General features: G+C 33.9%; 15 protein-coding genes. All 15 read left to right on the forward strand.

Going from position 1 to position 17,748, the window contains the following annotated elements; all coding sequences use genetic code 11:
* The first annotated feature begins 120 nt into the window (after positions 1 to 120).
* The 15 genes from AYC65_RS03020 (at position 121) to AYC65_RS03090 (ending at position 17,720) form a co-directional block, all read left to right on the forward strand.
* On the forward strand, positions 121 to 4,353 hold the full coding sequence (locus tag AYC65_RS03020) for a tape measure protein (protein ID WP_157893258.1): 4,233 nt from the start codon (positions 121 to 123) through the stop codon (positions 4,351 to 4,353).
* On the forward strand, positions 4,350 to 4,820 hold the full coding sequence (locus AYC65_RS03025) for a hypothetical protein (protein ID WP_131828183.1): 471 nt from the start codon (positions 4,350 to 4,352) through the stop codon (positions 4,818 to 4,820). Before AYC65_RS03020 ends, AYC65_RS03025 begins: the two co-directional genes overlap by 4 nt.
* Positions 4,808 to 5,866, forward strand: a complete 1,059-nt coding sequence (locus AYC65_RS03030; RefSeq protein WP_034871246.1) for a phage tail family protein — start codon at positions 4,808 to 4,810, stop codon at positions 5,864 to 5,866. The genes AYC65_RS03025 and AYC65_RS03030 overlap by 13 nt, the downstream gene beginning before the upstream one ends.
* Positions 5,851 to 9,444, forward strand: coding sequence for a phage tail protein (locus AYC65_RS03035; protein WP_078674651.1), 3,594 nt, complete (start codon positions 5,851 to 5,853; stop codon positions 9,442 to 9,444). The genes AYC65_RS03030 and AYC65_RS03035 overlap by 16 nt, the downstream gene beginning before the upstream one ends.
* Before the next feature lie 18 nt (positions 9,445 to 9,462).
* Positions 9,463 to 9,807, forward strand: a complete 345-nt coding sequence (locus AYC65_RS03040; RefSeq protein WP_034869842.1) for a hypothetical protein — start codon at positions 9,463 to 9,465, stop codon at positions 9,805 to 9,807.
* Positions 9,808 to 9,837: 30 nt separating this feature from the next.
* Positions 9,838 to 10,176, forward strand: a complete 339-nt coding sequence (locus AYC65_RS03045) for a hypothetical protein (protein ID WP_034869840.1) — start codon at positions 9,838 to 9,840, stop codon at positions 10,174 to 10,176.
* Positions 10,177 to 10,182: 6 nt separating this feature from the next.
* Positions 10,183 to 11,013, forward strand: a complete 831-nt coding sequence (locus tag AYC65_RS03050) for a hypothetical protein (RefSeq protein ID WP_034869838.1) — start codon at positions 10,183 to 10,185, stop codon at positions 11,011 to 11,013.
* A 9-nt stretch (positions 11,014 to 11,022) separates the two neighbouring features.
* A complete protein-coding gene (locus tag AYC65_RS03055) occupies positions 11,023 to 11,649 on the forward strand; it encodes a glycoside hydrolase family 19 protein (RefSeq protein ID WP_052114688.1) in 627 nt (208 codons plus the stop codon).
* Positions 11,650 to 11,735: 86 nt separating this feature from the next.
* Positions 11,736 to 12,338, forward strand: a complete 603-nt coding sequence (locus tag AYC65_RS03060) for a hypothetical protein (protein WP_034869837.1) — start codon at positions 11,736 to 11,738, stop codon at positions 12,336 to 12,338.
* Between the two features lie 183 nt (positions 12,339 to 12,521).
* On the forward strand, positions 12,522 to 13,907 hold the full coding sequence (locus AYC65_RS21020) for a hypothetical protein (protein ID WP_234300232.1): 1,386 nt from the start codon (positions 12,522 to 12,524) through the stop codon (positions 13,905 to 13,907).
* Positions 13,855 to 14,802 carry a hypothetical protein gene (locus tag AYC65_RS03070; protein ID WP_052114687.1) on the forward strand — a complete coding sequence of 316 codons (948 nt, stop codon included), beginning with the start codon at positions 13,855 to 13,857 and terminating at the stop codon, positions 14,800 to 14,802. Before AYC65_RS21020 ends, AYC65_RS03070 begins: the two co-directional genes overlap by 53 nt.
* A 212-nt stretch (positions 14,803 to 15,014) precedes the next feature.
* The gene (locus AYC65_RS03075) at positions 15,015 to 16,271 is read left to right on the forward strand and encodes a Y-family DNA polymerase (protein WP_034869835.1); all 1,257 of its coding nucleotides are present in this window, start codon (positions 15,015 to 15,017) and stop codon (positions 16,269 to 16,271) included.
* Positions 16,244 to 16,741 carry a LexA family protein gene (locus AYC65_RS03080; RefSeq protein ID WP_052114686.1) on the forward strand — a complete coding sequence of 166 codons (498 nt, stop codon included), beginning with the start codon at positions 16,244 to 16,246 and terminating at the stop codon, positions 16,739 to 16,741. Before AYC65_RS03075 ends, AYC65_RS03080 begins: the two co-directional genes overlap by 28 nt.
* A 2-nt stretch (positions 16,742 to 16,743) precedes the next feature.
* Entirely contained in the window at positions 16,744 to 17,364 is a 621-nt protein-coding gene (locus AYC65_RS03085) for an SOS response-associated peptidase (RefSeq protein ID WP_034869834.1), read from the forward strand.
* Positions 17,364 to 17,720 (forward strand): hypothetical protein, encoded by a 357-nt coding sequence (locus AYC65_RS03090; protein ID WP_034869833.1) that lies wholly within the window; start codon positions 17,364 to 17,366, stop codon positions 17,718 to 17,720. Before AYC65_RS03085 ends, AYC65_RS03090 begins: the two co-directional genes overlap by 1 nt.
* The last annotated feature ends 28 nt before the right edge of the window (positions 17,721 to 17,748 follow it).

The following is a 17,748-nucleotide window of genomic DNA, read 5'->3' on the forward strand; positions in this document are numbered from 1 at the left end:
GATATCTTAGGATTGAATAATACTGTTCAACAAGAGACCAGTAAGATAGATTCTGCATTTAAAAACTTGTCACTGGGAATAGCTGGGTATTTCTCTGCAAATGCATTAAAAGGCTTCGTTATGGAGCTTATTAATATTCGTGGAGAGTTTCAAAAAACCGAAATTGCCTTTTCTACAATGCTTGGAGATGGGGCAAAAGCGAAACAGCTAATGGGTCAAATGGTTGACCTAGCTGCTAAGACACCGTTCTCTCTTCAAGACGTTTCTTCTGGTGCTAAACAGTTGTTGGCTTTTCAGATACCTGCTAAAGAAGTTGTTGACACACTTACCCGTATGGGTAATATTGCATCTGGTTTGGGCGTACCATTGAGCCGAATAAATCTTGTTTATGGACAAGTAAAGGCAAAAGGTAAACTAATGGGTGATGACCTTCGACAATTTACTGAAGCTGGTATTCCTATGGTAGCTGAACTTGCAGCAAAGTTCAAGAAATCAGAATCTGAAATATCTGCTATGGTTTCCGCAGGGAAAATTGGGTTCAAAGACGTAAAAGATGTTTTGTTTAGTTTAACCAATGAAGGAGGAATGTTTTTTAACCTGATGGAAAAACAATCAGCCTCTGTATCTGGTAAAATATCTAACCTAGAGGATGCGTGGGATCAGATGTTAAATAAGATAGGTGAAGCTAATGAAGGCATTTTAAATGATGCTATTGATGGACTGGCTTATCTTGTTGAAAACTACGAAGAAGTAATAAAAGTTCTTAAAGTGCTTATAGCTACTTATGGAGCTTATAGAGCTGCATTAATTTTAACAGCCGTAGTTCAAAAAGCCGTAGCTATTGGCCAAAGTATATCTGCTTGGATAAGTTTAGCGAGAAGTATTAAAACTGCTGCGGATGCACAGGCATTATTTAATCTTACAGCTTCTGCAAATCCTTATGGAGCTATTCTAGCCGCACTTGCATTGGTTGTTTCTTCATACATAGTCTATGGTGATGAAATAAAACGTGCTATAGGACTTACTAAGGAAGCTACATCTGAAATGAAATTTCAGGAAAGTATTGAGAAACAACTAACTGAGACGTTTTCTAAAGGAGTTTCTGAAAAAAGAGCACAGATACAAAATCTAATAGCTGTTATTAATAGTGAAAACTCTAAGCTTGAAGATAGAAAAAAGGCTTATGATAAGTTAATAGCTATTGATCCAACATTTAGGGGGGCCTTAGACAATCAATATAGAGCAACCTTAAAATTGGGAGATGCATTTGATCAAGTAATAAAAAAAATGCAGGCGTTTGCTTCCGCACAAGCAAAATTAGCCGCAGTAAAAGATATTATAGAGAAAAATGCAAAGGATGAATTTAACTATTCGCTTATCAAAACAAAGATAGATACTGTATCTAAAAATTTCAAATTCAAAGAAGGAGGTGATTTTTACAGAAATGTTCAAGATGCATTTTTTGATAAAAAAATAACTGCTGAAGAGCGTGATCAGTTAATAAAACTATCTAAGTCCGTACGTGAATATTCTGAGGCCGTAAAAGATTCAAGAGAGCAACTTAAAGTAGGAAATAAAGTACAAGAAAATGATCTGAAATACTACAATAAAAAGATTAATCAAATTGATGAACTTGAAAAAAGAGGCTGGAAAATGCAGGACGGCCGTAAATATGCCGAAAAATATATTGAAGGTTTCAAAAAAGATAGAGCGCAATTTAAAACACTTGTTTCCGACTATTTAGGCTTAGATGATGTTACTCCTGAAATAGCAACTGGTGGCGCGAAAAAAGGCACTCAACGATGGTATGAAGAGGAAGTTATAAGGCTTAAAGAAGCCAATAAAGAATTAGTGCCTCAATCAAAAGAGTGGTTGAAAAATATGGCTCTTATTAAGAGGTACAATGATTTAATTAGTGTCAAAAGTAGTAAGGATAATAAACAATTAGCTGAAGTATTTCCTAAAGGGTCTATTGCAGAACTTGAGCAAAGAGCAAAACTCATCAATGAAGCTATCAATGTAGCCGTTAACGGAATGGTTAAGCTTCGTAAGCTAGACAAGTATGGAAAAGATAAAGACAAAAGTGGTAATCCTTATTATACCGGAAAAGTAGTTTCTGTTGACGAGGCAAAAAAACAAATTCAAGATATAAATAAAAAAGTCCGAAAACTTCAGGCTGATGCACAAGCTAGAACCTTCAGTGAGGAAATGGACGAAGTAAAGCGTCAAATTGGTGTCCGTGACAAACTTCTTCAACAGGGATACTCAAAAGACTATGTTGATAGCATGTTTCCGAAAATTAAAGATAAATCTTTTTTGCAGTATTTAGAGGAAACTGATGCTGCTATAGATAAGCTTCTTAAATCTGGTAAAGCAGATAAAGAAACGGCACAAAACTTAGAATTAATTAAAAATACTTTAAAAGACTATAAAGGTGCCGAAACATATATAGAGGGCATTAATAACCAAATTGATGTATTAAAGTCTAAATTTTCGGGTTCCGAGCTTATTTCTAAATTAAAAAAATATGGTATAACTGATGTGGGGGATTCAACAGAGGAAGAAATATCGTATAGAAATAGAGAGGTAAAAAAGGCTACTCGTGAAGAGGAGAAAAGAATAAAATCATCTTATGAAAATTTCTTAAAAGAGCACAGGACATTTGAAGAGAGAAAGCTGGCTATAACTAAAGAATTTGATGATTTAAGGAAGGAAAATGATAAAAATGAAACTTCCGAGCAACATGCTGGAAACGCTATAAAAATAGACAGAGGGGAAAAAGAAGCTAATTCCGCACTAGAGCTTGACATTATCAAACAGTCTAAGGAATGGGAAGCAGCATTTGGAGATATGGAGTTTATGACATCCGATTCTCTAAATAGAATCTTACAAAAACTTTTAGAGTTTAAGGAGAAATCTAAAGGAACTTTAACCCTTACCGATACCGCTGAATTAGAAAAAGCTATTGAAAGGGTTAGAAGTGCAGCAAATAAAAATCCGTTCGTAAACCTTGTAAATAATTTTTCCAGTTATAAAAAAGCTTTAAAAGATTCATCACAAACTCAGAATGAAGTAAAGCAAGCGCAGGAAGAATATAATGAAGCGGTTGAAAAAGAGGGAAAAGAATCTGATGCCGCAATAAAAGCAAAAGAAAAATTAAGAAAAGCCACAGAGAAAGGAGTGGCAGCGGACTTAAAAGCTGCTGAAGCAAAAAAACGATTTATTGAAAACCTGCAAAAAGGTCAAAATGTATTTAACGCTGTAGGGAATGGAATAAAGCAAATAGGAGAAGCTTTGGGCGGCTTTGACGATGCTGCAAATGATGCTATAGATGACATTATGGCTATAGGAAATGCTGCATTTGATTTGGGTAAAAGCATTGCATCAGGAGATATAGCAGGAATGATTTCATCAGGTGTTCAGCTCATAGGTTCTATATTCAGTGCCTTATCAGGAGACAAGAGAAAAGAACGCGCTATAAAACGAGAAGCAGGAGCATTAAAAGAACTTAAATCTACTTATGAAGATTTGGCCTATGCAGCTAATAAAGCCCTTGGTTCGGATAAATATGATGCTAACAAAAGAAGCTTACAAAATATTCGTGACCAGCAGGCAAGACTTCGTGAAATGTACCGCATTGAGGGAGACAAGAAGAAAAGTGATAAAGGGAAAATGCAGGATTATCAGGAACAGATAAAAGTTCTTGATCGTCAGTATCAGGATTTAGTTGATAGTATAGCCAAAGATTTTCTTCAGACTGATGCAAAAGATCTTGCGAGTCAATTTACCGACGGACTAGTGGAGGCCTTGGCAAAAGGCGAGGATGCTCTTGATTCCCTTGATAAAAAAGCAAATGATGTTTTTGCTAACATGGCAAAGGCTTGGGTTCGTTCCCGACTTGAAAAAAGCATGGGAAGCATTTTCGATGATATGCTTCAAAAATCTGGAATAAATAAAGATGGAACCGGAACATTTACTCCTCTGACAGCTCAGCAAATGAATGAGTTCAAAGAGCGAATGAAAAATGCTACCAAAAGCCAGCAGGAATTCTTAGAACAGTATAAAGAATTCTTCCAAGATGCTAATACATCACCGAAAGGACTTGAAGGAGCTGTAAAATCTATTACTTCTGAGGAAGCAGGGCAATTAGTATCACAATTAAATGCTATGAGAATAGTTCAAGGAAAGATGCTTGAAATGCAGGATAAAAGTAGTACTGCAATGCGTGAATCACTTATACAATTATCAAAGATTGAATTCAATACCAGCCGTCTACATAGCATAGACAAGAATATGGCTGAACTCAACAGCAAAATAACAAATAACAACGGATTAAGAGGAATAGGATTATGAGAGACATAATAAAATTAGCAACTGAGAAGGGTATTTGTAAACCATGGAGAGAGGATATGGCAAAAGCGACCATGAAGGATTTCTGTGAAATGTTTTTCAAGGGTTCTGACTGGGCAATGGAAAATGACTTTCCTTCACTTGGTCTTTTGAGAAAATATAAAACAACTTTTTTGTATGGACTTTACACTGATGCTAAAGTAAAGAAAGAAAACGCTAAACAGATTGGTTTTTTCGGAGAATCAGAGTCTGAATTAGAGTATAATGAGTACAACATAGGAGAAATATACATCCGGCACAAATCACATGTTAAAATAACAGCAAAAGACAATTCAATTGTTTATGTGACAATCGCCGACGGAGTTACTGTCGAAATTGAAGCTGAAGAAAACGCAAAAGTAACCGTATTCCAATACGGAGGAACTGTTAAAGGAAACGCAATAATACATCAGAGATCATGGGAAAAATAAACTGGTCCATAAATGGTAAAAACTTTGAGAGTTTTGGAATTAAAGTTTCTTCTTCAAGGGGATTAGGTGATGATCTAAAGCAAAAAGAACGTCAAAGTTATAATTGGCCAGGTAGAAATGGAAGACAATATAATTTGAATTCGAAACCCAAGTATGAAGAGCGTATAATAGAATTAGATTGTTTTATAGTTGGGAATGATTGGGATTTAATGGTAAACCAATTTAATTTGTTTACATCTGAATTCTCAAAAATAGGAACACAACGTCTTATTGTAGAGGTGTTCTCTTTCAGGCAAAGAGTATATGATATTATTCTTTCGGATAAAACTGTATTGAATGAGGTTAAACAAGAAGGTCAAAACTTTGGAACATTTACAATAAAACTATTAGAGCCAGAACCAATAAAAAAAGTACTTTATTCTGAGTCCACAAATCTGCAACTTTCATTCAATACTCCAAGCTCTGTAATAATAAACATCGATGGTAAATCACAACAAGCAAAAGGAGATGTGAGTATTAATACTAATGTACCTGTAAGAGATATTGTAGGCAATTATTTAGGAAGGAATTTAATACTACAATCTAAAAATGTGCCTGTAGAAATGGGCGGTGGAGCTTCATTACAGTTAGAAGCAGGTGGCTTTCAATTGACAAATGCAATAGAGTTTTGCAAGTGGAATACTTCAAATGTTCAACAAGGGTTACTCACTCTGTCGTTTAAGATTAAAAGAATTGAAGGTCAGGGAGACGGTCGCAATATTAGGTTTTACAATGGTACAGGCTATGAAGAGATACCAAATACTTCTAACATAACAACAGAAACTATTGTTACACATAGTTTCAGAAATTCTGGAAATATTCAAGGTTTATACATGACTTGGTTAACAGGTAGAATCGAAATTTCATGGATGCAGTTGGAAAGTGGTAATATGTCTACAGACTGGACACCTGCGCCAGAAGAGCAACATTATATATCAATTGCCGGAAACATAGACGAAATAACCAACCTAAACACAAATGCACAGATATTATGGGAGAAATTGTAATAAAGAAAAAAAATACTACAATTGATCTGTTCAATTATAAGCCTTTTAGATCAGTTACTAAGGCTGAGCTTTCCCGTACACTGATGTCAGACGACTATGTTGATATTTCGGTTGAATGTGCTAATCCATTAGATTTAAATATTGGTGATAAGGTTACAGCTGAAGGAAGGACTTTTTTTCTTAACATGCTTCCACCTGTTAAAAAGCTTGCTGAAGATCAGTTTTCGTATGAACTTCGCTTTGAAGGTCCTGCGTTCCTATTGAGAAAGTTGAAAGTATTCAATTTGGATTCCCAAGGAAATAAAACAACTAATGAGTTTCCTTTAACCGGAGAGATAAATGAATTTTTATACCTGCTCATCAATAATGCTAACAAGAAAGATAATCAGTGGATTCTAGGAAGTTTCCCTTCCAATACAGAAACCAAAACCCTTACTTTCAATAATGAGAATTGCCTTGCGGTTCTTCAGAGGATTTGCCAAGAATTCAATGTTGAATTTGATATTGTAGAAGCCGGAGGAAAATTCACACTAAACATTAGAGAGAAAATCGGAAAAACCTTACCGTTTACTGTTGAATATGGTATGGGTAACGGTTTGTATGATCTATCCCGCGCAAGGGCTAATGATTCAGAAGTTGTTACCGTTCTCTATGCCTATGGAAGTTCTCAGAATATTCCAGTAGATTACCGCGGATATTCTCCACGACTACGTATGCCTGTTGCTGTTGGTGATTACATTTCCAATCAAGCAGCTATTGACCTATTTGGATATGTAGAAGATGTTTTCACGCCAGATATAAAGCCAACTTTCAAAGGTAAAGTTTCGGGTGTTAGATCACTTGCAAATGGTGTTCAGGAAATTTCAGTCTCTAATATGGATTTTGATCTTAAAGAAAAAAAAGCTGATAGATCAACTAAATATCTTATTGCCGGAACTCCTGCCAAAATAAGTGTTACAAAGGGCGATTTGGCAGGCTACGACTTTGAAGTGGTGGATTATATCCACTCTACAAAAACATTCAAATTAAAGCAGTTTGCGGACGAACGAGGACAAAAATTTCCAGACAATACAACAGTATTCAAGTTTGCTGCTGGTGATGAATTTACGCTTATAGACATTATGATGCCTGATCAATATATTACTAATGCTGAACAGAAGTTATATGACGAAACTGTAAAGGAGTACCAGAAAGTATCTCAAAACAATGTAAAATATACGCTTAACGTTGATCCGTTATTTCTTCAAGATAAAGGAGAAATCGGAATTGGTGATTTGCTTCCTATAAAAGATGCTGATTTTGGGATTGATAAAGCTTCGCGGATAATCTCATTGAAGAAAGACCTGTTAACAGACACTTATACTTCTTTTGATGTTGCAGATTCTTATGAAATATCACTTGTAAAGGAGATTGTCAATAATATTAAAGACCTTCAGAAAGAAATTGCTTCTCAGAAAGTCATTAACCGCCAAAGTTATCTGGATGGATATAGACGTGTAGAAGACCGTTTTTCAATGTATTTTGATGCAGACGGAAAAATGGACGGAAGTCACATAAAAGCTGATACAATTGACGTTGGTATGCTTTCTTCCGGATCAAAATCTCGTTGGTTCCAACTGGAAGAAGTTGTTTTCACTCCTAATTTAGGAAGTGATCCAAATTCATTCCGGGCAACAGCAGGTAGACTTGTGCACTTTGGTATTAAAACAAGTTCCGGTGCAGAGCGAGTATGGAATCTTTCAGCATTAACAGTAAGCAATCTGCTTAATCAGGGTTATTATGTATATGCTAAATGTGACATCAACGGAGATTACGGAACGTTCGTTATAACTCCAGACAGAATTGTTTTTGATTCGCAGCCAAATTATTATCACTTTCTAATCGGAAACCTTTATTCACCGTCAAATGGTTTCAGAATCTTTGATGCTAACTATGGGGTTTCTCAGGTTAATGGACGACAAATTACAGCTGGGGAAATTGCTTCTGTTAACAGGAGATTAATCATTGACTTAGACAAAGGCGAAATTATCGGTAAAGTAACTTTTACGAACGATAGCCCGGCACTTGGACAGGTACAGGTTAATATAGATCAATCAAAAGCAGAAAGTATTGTAGCATCGAAAGCTTATTCAGATGCACAAGATAATCTGGCTAAAATTGCTGCTGCTGCTTATGCTGATGGTATAGTAGACGCAGAAGAAGCCAGAGCAATAGCAGATGCAACAGCAAAAATGGAGTCAGCTAAACAGCATGCACAGATATTAGTTAACAATATAGAAATTGGTGGTCGTAATTTAATACTACAATCTAAAAATGTGCCTGTAGAAATGGGCGGTGGGGCATCATTACAATTGGAAGCTGGGGGATTTCAATTGACCAATGCAACTGAATATTGCAAGTGGAATACTTCCAATGTTCAACAAGGGTTACTCATTCTATCCTTTAAAATTAAAAGACTTGAAGGACAAGGCGATGGTCGAAATATTAGGTTTTACAATGGTACAGGTTACGAGGAAATACCAAATACTTCTAACATAACAACAGAAACTATTGTTACACATCAATTTACTAACAGTGGCAATTTTGAAAAATTATACATGACCTTTTTAACAGGCAGAATTGAAATATCATGGCTACAGTTGGAAAGTGGTAACAAGTCTACAGACTGGACACCTGCGCCGGAGGATGTTGATAATAAAATCAAGCAAAATGAACAGCAGACAGCTTTGGCAAAAGCACAGGCAGACAATGCGCTTGCTACTTCTAATATAACAAGTCAAAAAGTATCATTCTTAAGTACTACTATTAACAATAATGTTATTGCAACTGGAACGCTAGAAGTTGGTGATGTAGTTGGGGCAAATGCAGGAATTTCAGGGGTTACAGATAGAGGTAGACAATCTGTGCGACTATATGCAGGCTCAGCGTATGCAGGAAAAAATACGGCTCCTTGGTATATTGACGATTATGGAGTGGAATACCAATTTCTTAACGGTGTAATGATAAGGAGACGTGGAGTTATAAATGGCAACTACATAGATGAGCTGTACAATACATCTGGTATTCTGGCAAAGCGTACGGGAATTATAAATGGAAGGATAACAGAAGAATGGTATAATAACGGGTTACTCGTATATCAAATTGGACAGAATGGGATTTATTTTGTTTCAGAAATTTCTGAAAGCTTCATGCTATATAGGCTTGTTGACCTTTCTTCCAACTCTGCAACAAGTGATTTTACATATTTCCATGATCGAATTCGTAACAATATGTGGCAATACACTAACAACCCTACTAGGTTTGAGTTGATTGGTAATAAAGATTCATATCTGTATGATGCAGGTCGAAATATATACTCTGAAGGCAACAAACAATACAATGGATATAAGAATTCTAAAAATATGTTTGATAATATACCTGATGGATGGTATTGTATTGAACAGTTAGGCAATATGGACACAGACGGTATTGATCCTACCAAAAAAATAGTAAATATAATGAGAGTATCGGAAGGGAAACCCGCACAGGCTGGCTACACTGCTGTAGATACCACAGGTTTTATTTTCCAACAAAAATAACAAACAAAACTAAATACAATGGGAACAACCACAAACACAGAAAACACTGCAAGAACAATTATTTCAGACAATCGTCAAATCCAGTCAAAAGCTATTATTTCCGGTAATACCGTGACATTTAATTACAGTTATAATGTAAGTCCTCAAAAAGCTCCATACTTAATTGGATTCACAGTGCAGCGGGGTAAAGCAGGAGATCAGGAATTTAATGGTAATAATGCTATCACAGGTAGCTATTATCCAGAGAACGACACTTTCGATAGCAAGACGGTAGGAACAAAGCCTGGAGACGAAGCATTAAAAGAAAGCATCCTTGCTGAATGCAAAGCTATCGTTGCGGAGCTTACCACTCCTGCTCAGTAAAAATCAAATCACAAAAAACTAAAGAACCAAATGCAAACAAAAATTACCGCAATTGAAAAACTAATTGGCAACTTTCAGAGAAGACCTATTCCAACAATGGCAACTTTGATGGTTGTTGTGGTTATCGTTTGCTATTATGTGATCAAAGGGACTTATGAGGATAGAATAGAGGAAATTACCACTGAAAAAAAAGACTGTATTGACGAGAATAAATATCTCGTCTACAGTCTCCTTGAAAAGAATAATATCATTGAGAAGAAAAATCAGGCTCTGAGAAAACAAAAAGACTCAGCTAAAATAAATGATAGCCTTGATAACGATTACATAAAAAAAGCACAACCGCTTATCAACAACATCTTAAAACATTAAGTAACCATGAGAACTAGAAACACAATTATCGGAATATTAGCACTTGCATGTATTGTATTAATTGCTAATACCTTTTATGGGTGGTTCAATCCCACAAGTAAGGAAAAAGAGTATGCAGAACTATTAAAGTACAAAGATAAGCCGTTATCAGAAACTATACCTAAAAAGAAGTATACCGACCAAGATGGAATAAATCATATTCAGATGACAGAAAAATCATCATTGAATTACGAAAATACTGTAACCCAATCCACTAAGCAGCAAATTCAGGAAAAAACTTTGAAAGCATTAAATGCAAAATCTGAGGATTTGCAAGAATTTACCAAAGTCAAAGCTGTTATATCCGGGACTCTTCCTTCTGCAGATGTGAAAATTGACAATAAGATTGTAACTATTACATATCAGAATAAATATTTAAAGATAGTATCAAGGCAGAACCAAGACGGAAAGTCTGAGGCGGATTATCAGTATAATGCGGAGTTTAATTATGCTAAGGTAGAGAAGAAGAATAAAATATTCCTTTGGCAAAAACCTGAAACAGTTTTAGATTTTAGCAGCCCAGATCCGAATTTTAGACCAACAGATATTGAGCATTTCAAAAAGTTCGTAGAACCGCAACGGGATCGACTTCAATTGGTGCTGGAAAACCAGATTCAGTTTGGTATTAAAAATCCTGATCAAAATAGTTTTTCTTCCGGTGTACTGCTTAGACTTAACCCTGATGGATTCGTCAGCCCGAATGTAGGCACTGGCCTTATATGGCAGTTTAACAATGGTCAAATGATGAAATACTTCAAGGTAGGAGCTGATATAAACTTAATGAGAATAAAGAAATAATAACTAACCATGACGAATGAATTAATCTTAAGAAAATTAAAAGCTGTAGGAGCTAATATAGCTATGGTTCCTGAAAATGTAGGTGAAGTTCTTGCCAAATATGGAAGAATTACAACTGATGAAAACATATACATTTTTTTTGCTAATGTCTTAAATGAAACAGGAGGATTTAAGCTATTTGTAGAAAATATGAATTATACAACAACTGCACAATTAATAAAGGTGTTTCCCCGTGCTTTTGTTAGAAAGAACTATAATCCGGCAGAATACCTGAGGAGTCCTGCTAAACTGGGTAATCTAGTATATGACAGCCGTATTTTTCCAAATCTTGGACTGGGTAATGATAGAGATGGTGATGGTTATAAGTTCCGGGGCCGTGGATTTATTCAGATTACAGGTAAATTTGCATATTCTGCTATTTCTAAAAGAATAGGAGTTGATTTTGTCAGTAATCCGGATCTATTAGCTACAAAAGAATATGCTCTGTTGACAGCTCTTGATTATTGGAATAAAACTAAAATGGGTGATGCCGGTAGTTTAATTACAGCTCGTAGAATAATGGCCGGTATAAAATCTGGCGTTCCTGAGGGATATTCTACCGTTCTAAACTATTACAACAAGCTGAAAGCAGCATAGTATTAACTTAAAAAATTGAGATGTTTTTATCCCAGCACGAATTGTTGGGATTTTTATTAAAAATATTCTAGATTTGAGGAAAAAATATGCAACAAATCTACACAATTCTATGTACTAATATTGTTCAGAACGAACAAGTATCAAGTAATTATCCTCTTTTTATTAGTATAGCAGCTCTCGTTTGTACCTTGGTATATAATATTATTACTACAAGAATATCTAATAATTCATTAAAAGAATTAAAAAATTCTAATAAGCGAAATGTAAGGCCTTTCTTGACTATAGAGAATTCGTCGGTCACTAACGAAAAAAACAAGGTTGTTCCAGAACTAAATGCTTTTATAATAAGAACTAAGAATGCCCCCGCAAAAATTATTAATTTTAATTTTGAATTCAACTTCACTGATAAAACAAATGGATCAAAGGAAGTTGCCGCAGTTATACCATTACCTTCTCAATTAATTTATTTTCCTGATGATAAAGTTATTAATAAGATAGAATATAATAATGATCATTTTATAAGTATTACAGATAAATCTAAAACCGACAAAACCGATTTAGTATATGATGTAGTAATAGAATATAGTCCAATTGATTCAGATGATATATATACAACTATTATTAATCAAAAATTAGAGTCCCATGGAGATGATATTTTTTGGAAAATGATTTCAATATCTGCAACTTAACTTATTATTTTCAAGTGATAGCATTTGCCTCCCAATGGAGGCTTTTTCTTTGCCTTAAATCAAAATAATTAAACTTTTTACACTTCATTATGGTTCCCCGTAATAGAAAATAAAATATGTTAAATAAATATGTGAAAAATTATTTTTAAGTTTAACGAACCGAAAAAACAAAATTTAACAAATATGAAAAAACATTTATTTTATCCTGCATTATGGGGACTTCTAATTTTATCTCTATTATCTTCCTGTCGTTCAGAAGATGGAGCAATAACTCAAAAACAAATAGAAGACAAACGTTTTGCTGTTTTTGTTCCGAAGGATTGGAAGCCTGTCAATTATGCTGATGGATTTGCTTTGGTAATGAAGAAATATGATGAGAAAAAGAACACTAATTTATCTGGGATCAATAACAATCTTGTAATAAATAATCTTACTGCCAGTGCTGGTAAAAGACAAATTGTTCTTACATCAGGCAAAAAGGATATTTATGTAGAGTTTAATATTCGTTCTGAAACAATAGAAGAAAAGAATGGTGATAAATGGGTTGTCTATCCAAGAGTCCAAGGGACAAAAGTTAAAGAGCTTGTGGTAATGCTTCTTACAGACAAAGAAACCTTAGTAAAATTCTTTACATATAACAATCAAACCTCTATTTACAAAGAGTATGGGACATCTTTTCAAGAAGCTTTAGATAAATACCTGAGTCAATCGAACAAACTGAATCTTAATGCTAGTATAAAACCAATAGCTGGAGGTGAAACACTCATTAAGGAAGTTGTAATAACAGTAAGTAGAGGCAATAACATTAGACCTGGCATGCCAGGAGAAGGAGAGCCAGGTATGGGAGGTGATGGAGCAGTTGATTGTACTGGAATTGAACAATGTATTCGTTTAAATCCTGGAGGAGGCGGTGAAAGCACGCCACCCATAGACGAGGCTGATAAAATAGACATTACAGATTTACAGAAATATCCTTGTGCTTTTGCGATAGCTCAAGACTTACCATATTTGGACAATAATATTGCTAAATTATTAGTGGAAACCTTTGGTGTTAGTAATAAAATTAATGTTACTTTTAAAACAGGTGATTTAGGACAACATGATGGCAGAACAAATATGATAGGAGATAAAAATTATTTTAATGCAACGATTACTCTTGATAGCGGAATGTTATCTACAGCAACAAAAGAATTTATCTTAGCAACAATGTATCATGAAGTACTTCATGCTTATTTATTATATGAATGGACAAATCTAGGATCTAGTAGCTTCTATTCAAAATATCCAGCTATGGAAAGCTATGATATTACATTCAAAGACGGAAGTGTTTCAAAGAAATTTAAATTTATTGGAACTGATCAAAATCATAACCGTATGGGACCATTTATCAGTGGATTAAAGAATGCCATTCTTCAATACAATCCAAAATATCCATCTGACAGAGCTGAGGCTTTAGCTATGGGAGGTATATTAGATGATAGCTCTATGCCAAAAGGATATGATAAAATTAACCAACATGAAAAAGATGGTTCCACAGCTGCATTGGGACAAAGATGCAATAACAATTAAAATATTATTTAAGATGAGAATAAATATGAAACTTTTATTAACTGTCTTTTTGATAATTCTGTCAAATAGTTTTTTTGCACAGAAGGATAATAAAAAGACATATTATACAAATTATATTGTATTAGATAGTCTTAAAAATGTATATGGGGATAATGTAATTAATAAATTTACCTTAAATACAAAAGAACTTTATGGATTTGATAAAAGTGTGGAGATTTATAATGTTTTATATAATAATGCAGTATTATTAATATCAGCCTTACCAGATATTAAAGGCAATGAAAACTGGATAAAAATCGATATAAATGCTATAAAAAAAGACATTTTAACCAGACCACAACTTAAAGAATTTATTATGGAAAGGTATCTGAATAATATTTCTGAAAAGAAAACCTTAAAATATGGATTAGTTAAGAAGATAGATGGAGAATACTATGTACCAAAAATGACTTTAATAGAATACTTTTATGTAAAAAGCTATAAATTTCCCTTTATACCTGCCTATGGAACAATAGACATTAATGGACCTATAGTTACAATAAAGGAAATGGAGAAAAGTTATCGTGAGCAAATACCTGATAGGGGGTTTCCATTGAGTCCCTATGAAACAGATTATTCATTTTCATTTCCTATTTACGCAAGGAATTATTTATCAAAAATTTATACTTTAAATGGAAATAATGCATATCAATTTTGGACATTAGACAACTATAGGACGGCTGATTATTATAGTACGTATCGAGGTATTGACCGTTTTATATATATACCAGAAAAAGGAATAATAGGAGGATCTTATGACTTTTATTTTTCCTTTAACTCATCTTCTGAATTAGCAAAAAAAATAAAAGAAAATATCATTAACGAAAAAGTAATGATTGCTGAAGAGTTAAAATAGCTTTTCTAATCTGATCAGAATATTACACCCCGACTAACCTCGGGGTTTTTCTTTTTCTTACGGTATTGTGTTCCGAAGAATCGGAACAATTTTATTTTTTAAACAACATTATATTTAATATTATAATATATAATGTGTTAAATATTAGTTTGATTTTAATTGTATTAAAATATTGTTTTCAAAATGATAAAATAAGAGCATAATTTTGCGTTATGTATGCTCTGGTAGATTGTAATAATTTTTATGCTTCTTGTGAAAGGTCATTTGATCCATTGTTAAATGGAAAGCCTGTTGTTGTGCTATCTAATAATGATGGATGCGCTATTGCTCGTTCTAATGAAGCAAAAGCATTAGGTATTCCAATGGGAGCTGCAGCATTTGAATATGAAAAATTATTCAAGGATAATGATGTGAAAGTTTTTTCTACAAATTTTGCCCTTTATGGAGACATGAGTAAAAGAGTAATGAAGATACTTTCTGAGTATACTCCAGATGTTGAAGTATATTCAATAGATGAGATATTTTTAAAATTCAATGGTTTTGAAAAATATGATCTTCATAAGTATGGATTGAAAATGAAGTCCGATGTTCTTGTAAATACCAGAATTCCTGTTTCGATAGGTTATGCCCCAACAAAAGCACTTGCTAAAGTTGCAAATAGAATTGCGAAGAAATTTCCAGATTTTACACAAGGTGTTTATATTATTGATTCTGAAGAAAAGCGTATCAAAGCTTTAAAGTGGTTGAAAATAGAGGATGTTTGGGGAATAGGCAGGCAATTTTCTAAAAAACTATCTCTTCAAGGAGTTGCAAATGCGTATCAATTTACTCAGCTTCCAGACTACTATGTAAAAAAGGAAATGAGTGTAGTTGGATTGCGCTTGAAAAAAGAACTTCTGGGGGAGGAGTATATAGAACTTGAAGAAAAGAAACGTAAAAAGGCTATTGCTACTACTCGAAGTTTTGATAAAAATTACAGAGAGCAGGATGTAATAAAAGAACGGGTTTCTACATTCGCATCACGTTGTGCCGAAAAATTGCGCAAAGAAGGTTCTTATTGTTCCGAGGTTACTGTATTTATACATACTAATTTCTTCAGGAAGGACCAGAAGCAATATTCTAACTCAATCCGGGTAAGAATTCCCCAGCCGACTAATTCGAGTATTACAATTTCAAAATATGCTATTAATGCACTTAATCAAATATTTATTGATGGATTTGCGTATAAAAAAGCCGGAGTTATAGTAGGTAAGATAAGTCCGGTTCCGTTCAGGCAATTTAATCTTTTTGATAATGAAGATTCGAGACATGGTGAACTCATGAAAGCTTTGGATAAGATTAATAAAGCACTTCCGAATCCAATTGTAAAACTTGCCTCTCAAGACTTTGGAAGACGTGAAAAAATGAAACAAGAGAAACTTTCACCCAGATACACTACTAAATGGGAGGAACTGATAGAAGTAGAATAATGAAAATAGTACCACTACATAATAAAATAGAATTTGAAGATATTGAACTTATCAATATCAAGGATGATGCAATTAAAAAATATGCACCATTATTTCCGAGTGTACAAAATGGATTTCCATCACCTGCAGAAGACTTTGAAGGTGAAAAATTAAGTTTGGACGAAAGATATCTTAGTAAGCCGGAAAGTACTTACTTCGCAAAGGCTAAAGGAAGATCAAATCATCCAACTATAATGGAAGGGGATATACTTATTATAAGAGCAGATAAAGAGGCTAAACATGGTGATTTTGCAGTGGTGTCATTTAACAATTCAAAGTTTACTACTAAAAGACTTGATTTGAATAATAATCAGTTGGTGCCAGATAACAAAGATTTTCCTGAAATAAAAGTTTCAGATGATGATGTTGTAATTATAATGGGTAGAGTAGAGTCTATTATCAGGGATGATATTTCTAATAAAACGATATAATTATGTGCTTCTACATTTCAATGAAATTAAATAAAAAGGAACTGGAAGATAATTTTGATACAAAAATTGTAGAAGGAGATTATATTGAAGAAGGTTTTGTTTCAGGATTTGCACATCCAAATGTTCCAATTATAACTGATAATAACCAGTCTGAAATTGTTTTAGGTAACTGGGGTTTAATTCCATTTTGGGCAAAAAACAGAGATATTCAGAAGAATACTTTAAATGCCAGGATTGAAACTATTTCAGAAAAACCTTCTTTTAAGAACTCAATACATAAAAGATGTCTGGTTTTAGTAAATGGCTTTTATGAATGGAAATGGTTGGATCCAAAAGGTAAACAGAAAGAAAAATATTTCATACACTTAGACAATGGAAATAAACCGTTTGCCTTAGGTGGTATTTATTCATTGTGGACCGATAAGGAATCAGGTGAACAACTGAAAACATTTTCAATAGTTACAACGGAGGCGAATGAGTTGATGGCTGAAATCCACAACACAAAATATAGAATGCCGGTAGTCCTTAATAAAGGAGCTGAAAAAGAATGGTTAAATGATAGGGATATCCAGTCATTCTCTTTTCAAAATTATAATCCAAATCTTAATGCTGTTTTAGTATAATGGACATATATAGTTTACTTGTAGAATATTTTATTGATGATCCGGAAGATATTGACGGGTATATGAATGATGCTTTTTCTTTAGTTGCAGGAGAAGCAATACAGAAAGGACTTGAATTTAATGGATACTTCAAAACAAAATATGAAGATGCATTACAGAATATTCCAAGCTTTGATGAGGACTACTTTGCAAATGAAAGTAGGGTGAAATTATATGTTTTATTATCCGCATTACAGGACAAGGAAATAATGCAACATCTATCTTATATATATACCGTAAGCCAACAATTACCTCCATCTGAAGAAGAAATAATTAAAATGTCTGAAGAGCTTTTAGATAATGGAGTAGAGTTTTAATATTAAATCCCCCAATTAAGGAGGATTT

Origin of the sequence: Elizabethkingia bruuniana, from assembly GCF_002024805.1 — a bacterium.
Taxonomy (GTDB): Bacteria; Bacteroidota; Bacteroidia; order Flavobacteriales; family Weeksellaceae; genus Elizabethkingia; species Elizabethkingia bruuniana.

Bases quoted from the DNA above. Each gene is read 5' to 3' on its own strand.
- AYC65_RS03020 (WP_157893258.1), top strand. From the start codon at position 121: ATGGAGCTTATTAATATTCGTGGAGAGTTTCAAAAAACCGAAATTGCC.
- AYC65_RS03050 (WP_034869838.1), top strand. From the start codon at position 10,183: ATGAGAACTAGAAACACAATTATCGGAATATTAGCACTTGCATGTATT.
- AYC65_RS03075 (WP_034869835.1), top strand. From the start codon at position 15,015: ATGTATGCTCTGGTAGATTGTAATAATTTTTATGCTTCTTGTGAAAGG.
- AYC65_RS03055 (WP_052114688.1), top strand. From the start codon at position 11,023: ATGACGAATGAATTAATCTTAAGAAAATTAAAAGCTGTAGGAGCTAAT.
- AYC65_RS03030 (WP_034871246.1), top strand. From the start codon at position 4,808: ATGGGAAAAATAAACTGGTCCATAAATGGTAAAAACTTTGAGAGTTTT.
- AYC65_RS03085 (WP_034869834.1), top strand. From the start codon at position 16,744: ATGTGCTTCTACATTTCAATGAAATTAAATAAAAAGGAACTGGAAGAT.
- AYC65_RS03045 (WP_034869840.1), top strand. From the start codon at position 9,838: ATGCAAACAAAAATTACCGCAATTGAAAAACTAATTGGCAACTTTCAG.
- AYC65_RS03025 (WP_131828183.1), top strand. From the start codon at position 4,350: ATGAGAGACATAATAAAATTAGCAACTGAGAAGGGTATTTGTAAACCA.
- AYC65_RS03070 (WP_052114687.1), top strand. From the start codon at position 13,855: ATGAAAAAGATGGTTCCACAGCTGCATTGGGACAAAGATGCAATAACA.
- AYC65_RS03080 (WP_052114686.1), top strand. From the start codon at position 16,244: ATGGGAGGAACTGATAGAAGTAGAATAATGAAAATAGTACCACTACAT.
- AYC65_RS03090 (WP_034869833.1), top strand. From the start codon at position 17,364: ATGGACATATATAGTTTACTTGTAGAATATTTTATTGATGATCCGGAA.
- AYC65_RS21020 (WP_234300232.1), top strand. From the start codon at position 12,522: ATGAAAAAACATTTATTTTATCCTGCATTATGGGGACTTCTAATTTTA.
- AYC65_RS03040 (WP_034869842.1), top strand. From the start codon at position 9,463: ATGGGAACAACCACAAACACAGAAAACACTGCAAGAACAATTATTTCA.
- AYC65_RS03035 (WP_078674651.1), top strand. From the start codon at position 5,851: ATGGGAGAAATTGTAATAAAGAAAAAAAATACTACAATTGATCTGTTC.
- AYC65_RS03060 (WP_034869837.1), top strand. From the start codon at position 11,736: ATGCAACAAATCTACACAATTCTATGTACTAATATTGTTCAGAACGAA.